The organism is Flagellimonas onchidii, assembly GCF_004804315.1.
Taxonomy (GTDB): domain Bacteria; phylum Bacteroidota; class Bacteroidia; order Flavobacteriales; family Flavobacteriaceae; genus Flagellimonas; species Flagellimonas onchidii.
The window spans coordinates 20,665-28,455 of record NZ_SRXX01000027.1 but is presented as its reverse complement, the minus strand read 5'-3'; the positions used below and the strand labels follow the sequence as shown (position 1 = coordinate 28,455).

The window sequence follows — 7,791 nt, the reverse complement described above, 5'->3', positions numbered from 1 at the left end:
ACAAACATGCCTCCTAACACATTATTTTTCCTTCAATATCGCCCCCCACAAAAAGACGGGGCGGGTTGAACGGGAAAATAATGACAAAAAAGTTCAAATTTAATTTGGTAAGTCCATAGAATACTTAGCAAAAGAAGGGAAAAGAGAACTGGTCAAAATTGAATTACTTAACATCATTGACAAAACTAGGGCAGAAGAAGGATGTATCGATTATGATCTACATCAAGACAACCATAACCCAAATCTCTTTCTTTTTTACGAAAATTGGGAAAGTTATGATCTATGGCAAAAGCATATGAAAAGTTCGCATTTAGATGATTTTGCAAAGGCTACTGAAGGTGCTATAGAAAATGTCACATTACATGAAATGACCGCTATAGGATAAATACTATTCTTTGGTTTCCGATAGTTCCTTGGCAATTTTATTGTTCCATTCCATTTGCTTTTCGGCGTTGCGGGAAAAGTTGGTTTCCCAATCGTAACGTTCTTGAAATTTTTGGAGATCTCGCAAGGTTTCCTTATAAATCTTACGAATCTCAGCTTTTACATTTTCAGAAAATGAGGTGCGTCTAAGTTTATTCCTCATTTTACGTGCGAAAAGCTCAGTGATGTCAAAATGCAACCTCTCATGGCTCAAAATAAGATCATCACAAATGGTGGGTTTATACCAAGATTCATTGGGGTAGAAATAAGCATTTACTTCAAAATCCAATTCAACTTCGTGATGAATTAAATTAGCAGAATACTTATAACTTATACCACTTGCGGTCGTAGCAGCCGGAACGGCAGCTGGAGGTATTTTCCCCTTAAAATCAGACCAGTTAAGCTTGAGTTTCGAATTCCATAAAACACCTTCTTCAATTTCTTGGGTATATCCGTTGAAATTAAATAGTAAAAGACATATTATGAAGGTTACTTTATCCAATAAAATTCAATCTCTTTTTCAATATCTGGATGCAAACTATAATGTACGGGACAAGTATTTGCTGTATTCTCCAAGATTTTCCGATGTTTTTCCGAAATGCTAGAAGGAAGCTCCATTCTGACCTCGATTTTCGCAATCCGACGAGGATTTGCCGCCATATGTTTGGTTACCTCAGCTGTGGAGCCCGATAGATCTACTTCTAAATCCCGTGCTTTTATCCCCATCATGGTCATCATACAACTGGCCAAACCTGTAGCAACGGTATCAGTAGGTGAAAAAGCCTGCCCCAATCCATTGTTGTCCACGGGGGCATCTGTAATAAATTCATCCCCAGATCTAAGGTGGAGGCATTTTGTGCGTAGTTCTCCGGTATAGGTAACTTTAGAGGTCATTCAATTTTATTTCTTTGATGGTTAGATTATCGTACTCCATTAAATAAGAAGCCCTATTGTAGTATCCAGAGGTCCAATCGTTAAAATAATTAAAGCTATTCCCATTGTACTCGGTAAGCCCAATAATTTTTGAAGTCTCGAACAAATTATTTTTATGTGCTAATTTGAGCAGAACGTCAAAGGTCACATCAAACCCTCTTACGGCATAACGGTCCGGATTGAGGCCTTTAAACCTTTTTTTATAAGCTTTTATAAACCCATCATTCGCCGATGTGCGATAAAAAGATGGAAAGGTAAATCTCAATTTTGATAAATGGGTGACCTGTACGGCATCGTCTTCAAAAGCATTGTTATAACTTGTGGTAAACATACGCACTGCCATATCTTCCGTGATGGCCGAATTCAAAATAGAACTTACACTGGATACCATATTGGCCTGATCAGTTTCTAAAAACACCCAATTTTCTTTCTCTTCTGACAATTGAATCAAAAATTCATCCAAGTGAAGCGATTTGTTGTTGATTACCTTAGCTATCTGAGCCGAAGGAAATTTTGCCAAAATTGAGTCATGGGCTACCTGATGCGTAGAATCTGCAATAATCACTACATTCTGATCCATGTGAATTTTTTGCATATAAGACAACATTTTGTCTCTCAGTACCTCATTTTTTGGAACCGAATAAAAAACATTGCTATGACTCAAATGACTGTCCGATGCAATTGGAGCAATAACAGGAACACCTGCTGAACTGGCCTGTACTGCAACCTCGTCCAAAACATTTGATGAAAGTGGTCCAATAATCGCATTGACTCCTATCAAACTTTGATTGGAAAGAATCTGTTTTACCTTATTCTGATTTCTCTCTGTGTCGAATGTTTTAACATCGACGGATAATCCAAGCTTTTTAATAGAATCAAGGGCGACTACTGCTCCAGAATAGAATCCAAAACTAAGAGCCAAATCTCTTCGTGTCTTGATTTGTTTCTCTGTTTTTTCCCTATTTGACATATCTATTCGGTCCAATCGGAAAGGTAGCATAAAAACAAGCTTTGGTCTATTTGAAACATCCACACTGTCTATTAGATTGATTTTATCCAAAACCAATGCGTTCTTAACCTCAAGATACTGTGTACTTTCTTTGGGAAGCTTCAAGACCATTCCAGCCTTGAGTCCATTTTTCAAATCGGGATTCAACCTATACAAATCCTCACTTGAAATCTTCAAGTTTTGTGTTAACCTGAAAATATTCTGCTTGGGTTTCACCTCATAAAAAATGAAGTTTTCGGTATTGACATCACCTGAAGTATCCCTTTTTTCGGGAACTCTAATAACCATACCTTCTTTTAGACCGCCTTGCTCTATTATTTCAGGGTTAAGCTTTACAATAGAGTCGGAAGGTATACCATATTCTTTGCCCAAACTGTATAGTGTTTGTTTTGGGGGGACAGTATATGAGGTGAAAAGCGCCACCTCTTGATCTTTCAAGCTATCTCCTTTGGGTCGCGGTAATTTCAATTCTTGTCCGACTGCTAAGTAATTGGAGTTTTTTTCCAAATCTGGATTTAAAACGACCATACTATCAATGGTAATACCGTATTTATGGGCAATACTCCATCTGGTTTCCTTAGGTTGAACGATATAAGTCTCAAAATCCAATTCACGCTCTTCCTCCTCCGTACGTTCCGGGTATCTTGGAATTTGTAATACCATTCCCTTTTTTAGGGGTTCAGCGTATAGTTGTCTATTATGTCGTTTTAGTTGCTCTTCGGTTATTTGGTATTTCTGGGTAAGACCAAAGAGTGTTTCTCTTTTTCTAACCCTGTGTCTGCTAAAACCAATGGGTCTATCTTCTTCTTGGGTTACCTCTTCCTTAGGTTTTTCTTCTTGCACAACCGCACCATCCACAGGGATAATCAATATGACATTCGCTTTGATATCTGCTGCCGTCTTGATTTCCTTGTTGGACTGTAAGATGGTATAAGGAGTAATGCGATACTTTTGGGAAATACTCTGTAATGTTTCACCTTCCTTAACCACATGAGTGGTCTTGCTTTGCGCAGAAACCTGAATTGTTGCCAACAAAAAGACAACCAAACCGAGTACTAAAACATATTTTTTCATTCCCATTCTATAGTTGCAGGTGGCTTAGAACTAATGTCATACACTACTCTATTAACGCCTTTGACCTTATTTATTATATCATTAGAGGTTTTTTGTAAAAATTCGTATGGCAAATTCACCCAATCTGCGGTCATTCCATCTGTGCTTTCCACAGCTCTTAATGCCACACATTTTTCATAGGTACGCTCATCTCCCATAACCCCTACACTATTTACGGGTAAAAGCATGGCTCCGGCCTGCCAAACCTTGTCATAAAGTCCCCATTTTTTCAATCCATCAATAAAAATGGCATCAACTTCTTGTAAAATAGACACTTTTTCGGCTGTAATGTCACCTAAAATTCGAATTCCAAGCCCTGGCCCTGGAAATGGGTGACGTCCTAAAATGGATTCGTCCATATCCAAGTTCTTACCCACTCTTCGAACCTCATCCTTAAAAAGAAGGTGCAAAGGTTCAACTATTTTCAGCTTCATATAATCGGGCAATCCACCAACATTATGATGACTTTTTATCACTGCCGAAGGGCCTCCACTTGCAGACACCGATTCAATACGGTCCGGATAAATGGTGCCTTGCGCAAGCCACTTTGCATTCTCGACCTTATGGGCCTCATCATCAAATACCTCAATAAAAACCCGACCAATAATCTTTCTTTTTGTTTCAGGGTCAGATTCACCTTTCAAGGCTTCCAAAAAGCGTGCCGAAGCATCTACTCCCTTCACATTCAGCCCCATATGCTTGTACTGGTCCAAAACACTTTCAAACTCATTCTTTCGAAGCAAGCCGTTATTAACAAAAATGCAATGCAAGTGTGACCCTATCGCCTTGTGCAACAACATGGCCGCAACACTGGAGTCAACACCACCTGACAATCCCAAAATCACTTTTTCATCGCCAATCTTCTCTTTTAACTCAGCAATAGTAGTTTCAATAAATGCATCGGGAGTCCAGTCTTGGCTAAGTCCGGCTATTTTCACCAAAAAGTTTTCCAAAAGCTTCGTCCCATCGGTTGTGTGATATACTTCTGGATGAAATTGGATTCCATAGGTTTCCTCACCTTCAATTCGAAATGCAGCATTTTCAACATCCTGTGTGCTCGCCAAATGAACCGCACCTTCGGGTAGTTGTTTAATAGTATCGCTGTGGCTCATCCAAACTTGACTTCCTTCTTCCAATCCACTCAGAAAGTCCTCACTTGGTTTGATGTAAGAAAGGTTTGCTCTTCCATATTCCCTTGTCGCAGAAGGAGCTACATTACCTCCATTAAAATGGGAAAGGTATTGTGCTCCATAGCAAATACCCAGCAATGGTTTTTTTCCCTTTATTTCGGATAAATCGGGATGTGGTGCATCATCGCTCCTTACTGAAAAAGGGGAACCCGATAATATCACCGCTTTGTATGACGATAAATCCTTGGGAGGGTTGTTGTATGGTTTAATTTCAGAGTAAATGTTAAGTTCCCTAACGCGCCTTGCAATCAACTGGGTGTACTGGGAACCAAAATCTAGGATAAGTACGTTGTTTTGCATGGGCAAAAATAGCAATTTGAAACAGTTGGAAAAGTAACTTTTCAGGATATTTATCACAACTTTTTAAAATGACTTGCAAGCTGCTTTCGGGCCAAGTATTTTATGGGATTTTCAGGTGTCTAAATCAGCTCGGAGGCCAGTTATTTTGTATTCATCTTCGAATAATATAATGTGTTGTAGTTTTTTTCTTAACAATTTTCCTTCTTTCTTTGCCTGACCAAAAACACCAAACCATGATAAAGGGGTTTATTTTCGATTTGGACGGGGTAATTACCGACACTGCAGAATTGCATTTTGAGGCTTGGAAAGCGCTCAGTGATGAGATGGGATGGGCTTTTGACCATGAGGTCAACGACAAGCTAAGGGGAATATCCCGCACGGATTCCATTAAAGTGATTTTGGACCATAACAACACTTCTTTGGATGATAAAACCTTGGATGCCTTGGCGGCCAAAAAGAACGACATCTATGTAAAGAGTCTTGACAAAATGACCTCAGACAATTATTTACCGGGTGCCGAGGAATTACTCACCCATTTAAGGACCGAAGGCTTTTTGGTGGCTTTGGGCAGTGCCAGTAAAAATGCGGAAAAAGTACTTCTGCAGTTGAATGCCAACAAGTATTTTGACATTATTGGCGATGGTCATAGTGTTTCCAAAAGCAAACCCGCCCCGGATATTTTCTTGTTTGGCGCCGAAAAATTGAAGCTTCAACCTGAAGAATGCATTGTTTTTGAAGATGCCGAAAGTGGCATTAATGCAGCAAAGGCTGGAGGGTTCTACAGTGTGGGTATTGGCCCAAAGGATAGGGTTGGCCATGCAGACCTCCGTTTTGATACTATGGCCGAAGCCACTCTTTTTGAGGTTAAGGCCCATTTTAAGGATTTGTTCAGCTAATCCATTCTTTTTCATACAGTTGACATAAATCCTTATTTTTAAGGAAAGTCAACCTCCATGAAAACCCAGAACCTACTACCGTTTTTTCTATTTATTTGTTGCTCAGCATTATATGGCCAAGAGTCCACGCAACTCGATAACTTAATCAAGCTTTATAATTCGTATCCCGAAAATGCGGAAAAACTAGGTGCCGCCGACGATATATTCGAATTAACCAAAAAATCGGACCCTCAAGTAGCATTGGATTATGCCCACAAGGCATTGGAAATCGCTAAAAATATAGGTTTTCGGGAAGGTGAAGCCAAAGCATATAAAAATCTTGGGTTTTATCACCATTTTCATTACACACCCGACTCCGTCCCTTTTTATCTCGAAAAAGCTGCAAAAACCTTCAAAACGCTCCATAATGAAAAAGAGGTGTTCGCTTCCCTTCTCGAATGGACCCGATTTGAAAACCTTGAAGGTAATTTTTCAAAAGCGAAAAAGCTGGCCGATAGCATCATAGTATTAGCTGAAAAAATGGAAAATGGAAAAATGCTGATAGATGCCCTGCAACGAAAGTCAACCATTCATCTTGACAAAGGGGAGTTCAAATTAGCCATTGAACAACTTTTGAACGCATCAAGGATACTAGACACCTTAAATCCTCCAAATCCTATAAAACAAGCTATTGTTGATGTAGGTATCGGAAGAACCGAGATGCTTAGAAATAACAGTGAGGCTTTTCTCAATTATCTCAACAAAGGACTTAAAACATTTCAAAACCTTGATGACACCTATTGGTTAGCCATTACCTATATGGAATTGGGCTCTGCCCATTACCATCTCAAGGATTATCGCAAGGCTTACGAAAATTACAGTGCCAGTCTACAGGAAAGCTATAAAATGAAACGTGATGATTTTGTAGCGGCCAACTTCGGTAATATAGGTGCTGTTTATATGGAGCAGGGAGATTATGACAAAGCATTGGAATATCATTTCAAATCAAATAATCTGGCTATTAAAAGAGGGTCTATCAACAACCAAATAATAGCGTACAACGATATTGGTTCTGCTTATTTTTTAAAGAAGGATTATACCAATTCCCTTGTAAATTTTTCAAATGCCATTCAGCTTGCCGATTCCATAAATTCATTGGACAACCTTTCGGATGCATATTTGGAAAGGGCAGAAGTCTACGAAGCAATGGGAAATCACCATATGGCTTTAGAGGATTTAAAGGCTTTTCAAAAATTGAATGATTCTGTCTTCAACCTAACCAAATCCCAACAGATTGAAGAACTTAAAACTCAATATGACACTGAAAAAAAAGAACAACAGATTGCTCTTCAAGAGAAAGAGATTACCGTTTTGGAGCAGAAAGCCGAGATCAGCACGCTTCAAAAAGTATTGTTGGGCGGACTTTTAGTGCTTTCACTCTTCGGGTTTTATGGTATTCGACAAAAACTAAAGCGCAACAAGCTTGAAAAACAGAAGGTGGATATAGAACTGGCCTTTAAAAAGAAAGAGCTCACTACTCATGCTTTGCATCTGGCCAAAAAAAATGAGGTTTTGGAAGGGTTAAAACAAAAGGCCCAAGAACTAAAAGAAAAAGAGGAATCCAAAAAGGGGTATCAGCAACTGATTCGCACCATCAATTTTGATCTTCAGGATGATAACAATTGGCAAAACTTCTCACGTTATTTTGAAGAAGTACATAAAGATTTCAACAGTAATGTAAAATCAAAATATCCTCAAGTAACCTCAAACGAGCTTCGTCTTTTGGCTCTTTTAAAGATGAATTTATCTTCCAAAGAGATTGCCAACATTCTCAATATTTCTCCCGAAGGGATAAAAAAAGCGAGGTATCGACTCCGTAAAAAATTGGATATCACCACGGAAGATTCTCTACAAGACCTAGTGCTATCCCTTTAAAACAGGTCTTCAA

The 7,791-nt window shown here is 39.0% G+C and carries 7 protein-coding genes; 3 read left to right on the top strand and 4 right to left on the bottom strand.

Annotation, left to right across the window (positions count from 1 at the left end; translation table 11 throughout):
- The first annotated feature begins 115 nt into the window (after nucleotides 1-115).
- Entirely contained in the window at nucleotides 116-385 is a 270-nt protein-coding gene (locus E4661_RS18095; protein WP_136468877.1) for a putative quinol monooxygenase, read from the top strand.
- Between the two features lie 3 nt (nucleotides 386-388).
- Here the strand turns inward: E4661_RS18095 and E4661_RS18090 are convergent, their stop codons facing one another.
- The 4 genes from E4661_RS18090 to guaA are packed head-to-tail and all read right to left on the bottom strand — an operon-like array spanning nucleotide 389 to nucleotide 4,968.
- Nucleotides 389-925, bottom strand: a complete 537-nt coding sequence (locus E4661_RS18090) for a DUF922 domain-containing protein (protein ID WP_136468876.1) — start codon at nucleotides 923-925, stop codon at nucleotides 389-391.
- Nucleotides 913-1,317 (bottom strand): OsmC family protein, encoded by a 405-nt coding sequence (locus E4661_RS18085; protein WP_136468875.1) that lies wholly within the window; start codon nucleotides 1,315-1,317, stop codon nucleotides 913-915. The genes E4661_RS18090 and E4661_RS18085 overlap by 13 nt, the downstream gene beginning before the upstream one ends.
- Nucleotides 1,307-3,439 (bottom strand): LysM peptidoglycan-binding domain-containing protein, encoded by a 2,133-nt coding sequence (locus E4661_RS18080; RefSeq protein ID WP_136468874.1) that lies wholly within the window; start codon nucleotides 3,437-3,439, stop codon nucleotides 1,307-1,309. The genes E4661_RS18085 and E4661_RS18080 overlap by 11 nt, the downstream gene beginning before the upstream one ends.
- Nucleotides 3,436-4,968, bottom strand: a complete 1,533-nt coding sequence (guaA, locus tag E4661_RS18075; protein ID WP_136468873.1) for a glutamine-hydrolyzing GMP synthase — start codon at nucleotides 4,966-4,968, stop codon at nucleotides 3,436-3,438. Before guaA ends, E4661_RS18080 begins: the two co-directional genes overlap by 4 nt.
- Before the next feature lie 233 nt (nucleotides 4,969-5,201).
- Between guaA and pgmB the strand changes: the two genes are divergently transcribed.
- Both pgmB and E4661_RS18065 read left to right on the top strand, forming a co-directional pair.
- Nucleotides 5,202-5,864: a beta-phosphoglucomutase gene (gene pgmB / locus E4661_RS18070; RefSeq protein ID WP_136468872.1), complete on the top strand. Its 663-nt coding sequence runs from the start codon at nucleotides 5,202-5,204 to the stop codon at nucleotides 5,862-5,864.
- Nucleotides 5,865-5,921: 57 nt separating this feature from the next.
- Complete coding sequence (locus E4661_RS18065; protein ID WP_136468871.1) at nucleotides 5,922-7,778, top strand: tetratricopeptide repeat protein; 1,857 nt, start codon at nucleotides 5,922-5,924, stop codon at nucleotides 7,776-7,778.
- Nucleotides 7,779-7,791: the final 13 nt, after the last annotated feature.

Coding starts and splice junctions, on each gene's coding strand:
- pgmB (WP_136468872.1), top strand. CDS start 5,202: ATGATAAAGGGGTTTATTTTCGATTTGGACGGGGTAATTACCGACACT.
- E4661_RS18085 (WP_136468875.1), bottom strand. CDS start 1,317: ATGACCTCTAAAGTTACCTATACCGGAGAACTACGCACAAAATGCCTC.
- guaA (WP_136468873.1), bottom strand. CDS start 4,968: ATGCAAAACAACGTACTTATCCTAGATTTTGGTTCCCAGTACACCCAG.
- E4661_RS18065 (WP_136468871.1), top strand. CDS start 5,922: ATGAAAACCCAGAACCTACTACCGTTTTTTCTATTTATTTGTTGCTCA.
- E4661_RS18080 (WP_136468874.1), bottom strand. CDS start 3,439: ATGAAAAAATATGTTTTAGTACTCGGTTTGGTTGTCTTTTTGTTGGCA.